Origin of the sequence: Curtobacterium sp. B18 (genome assembly GCF_000333375.1) — a bacterium.
In the GTDB taxonomy this organism is placed as follows: domain Bacteria; phylum Actinomycetota; class Actinomycetes; order Actinomycetales; family Microbacteriaceae; genus Curtobacterium.
In genome coordinates this window covers 1-1,710 of sequence record NZ_BACZ01000198.1, presented here as the reverse complement: position 1 = coordinate 1,710, position 1,710 = coordinate 1, and the positions used below count along the sequence as shown (strand labels likewise).

Sequence of the window (1,710 nt, the reverse complement as noted above, 5' to 3'; positions counted from 1 at the left end):
GTGACGCCCTCCTGGACCTCTTCGAGGGTGCGCCCGCGACTCTCCGGCACGAACTTCCAGATGAAGAGCAGGGCGAGGACGCCGACGGCCGCGAACCCGAAGAAGGTGCCCGTGATGCCGGTCGCGGCGACGATCGTCGGGAAGTACAGCCCGAGGAACGCGTTCGCGATCCAGAGGCAGAACACCGAGATGCCCATGCCGAGTGCGCGGATCTGGGTCGGGAAGATCTCGGACAGGATCACCCACGTCGCGATGTTGAGGAACGTCTGCATCGAGCCGACGAACGCGACGACGAGGAACAGGATCACCCACGGGCGGGCGGGGTTGCCCTCGACCAGGGTCATCGACGCGATCCCGATGAGGAAGTGGCAGACGGTCGTCAGCGAGTAGCCGAGGATGAGCGTCGTGCGCCGGTTGATCTTCTCCATGTTGCGGATCGCGATCACGCCGCCGATCACCGCGATGACCCCCGGCGCGATGTTCGCGATGAGCGCTGTCTGGTCCGCGAAGCCCGACTCGACGAGCACGGTCTGGCCGTAGTACATGATCGAGTTGATGCCGGTGAGCTGCTGCGCCACCCCGATGCCGGCACCGATGAGCACGATGCGGATCAGCCACTTGTTGCCGAGCAGGGTGCGCCAGCCGCTCTGCCGCTCGACGTCCGCCTCGAGCTCGTTCGACCGCGTGATGTCCTCGAGTTCGGCGTGGGCGCGCTCGCGGGAGCGGATCTGCCCGAGCACCTCGAGGGCCTCGTCGTCGCGCCCCTTGGAGGCGAGCCACCGCGGCGACTCCGGCACGCGGAGCATGCCGACGAACAGCGCGATCGCCGGCAGGGCACAGACGGCGAGCATGACGCGCCAGACGCCGTCGCCCTCGCCCCAGAGGAAGCCGATGATCGCGTTTACCACGAACGCGGCGAGCTGGCCGATCACGATCATCAGCTCGTTCCGTCCGGACAACGACCCGCGGATCTCGTACGGCGCGAGTTCCGCGAGGAACACCGGCACCACCGTCGAGGCACCACCGACCGCCAGGCCGAGCAGGACGCGACCGACGACCATCACCCCGAAGACCGGGGCGAACACGCAGACGAGCGTCCCGACGAAGAACGTCACGGCGAGCAGGATGATCGTCCTGCGGCGCCCCCAGCCGTCGGCGATCCGGCCGCCGAGCATCGCGCCGATCGCCGCCCCGAAGAGGAGCGAGCTCGTGACCACGCCCTCGGTGAGGTTCGTGAGCCCGAGCTCCTGCTTCATCGGCAGCAGGGCGCCGTTGATCACACCGGTGTCGTAGCCGAAGAGCAGGCCGCCGAACGTGGCCACGAGTGCGAGGACGCCGAGGCGTCGGACGTGCGGGCCGTGTCCGACCGGCGGGAGGGGGACGCTCGTGGCTGTCGGTCTGATGTCGACCATTCGGTGACTCCTTCGTCAGTGATCGGGCTGCATCGCTGTGGAGGATCGTAGCCCGAATCCATGTCCTGTCAATCGGTCATACACACGGAATGACGAATGGATGGCTCCGCGAAAGCCCCGGTCAGCGATCACTCGCCGTCGCCGGCGGGGTCGTCGAGCACGTCACCCAGCGACGGCATGTCCGCACCGTGGTCGGTGTAGCGACGGACGGTGCGTCGAGCGGCGGCACTCGCGGCGCCCGAGAGCCGGGGGTTCCGTCGTGCAGCGTCGGCCACGCGTCCAGCGTGCCCGGCGGTCG

General features: G+C 68.4%; 1 protein-coding gene. It reads right to left on the bottom strand.

Annotation, left to right across the window (positions count from 1 at the left end; all coding sequences use genetic code 11):
- A partial coding sequence (locus tag I5E_RS05225) for a sugar porter family MFS transporter (protein ID WP_022906059.1) occupies positions 1-1,412 on the bottom strand: 1,412 nt, incomplete at its 3' end.
- Positions 1,413-1,710 lie beyond the last annotated feature (298 nt).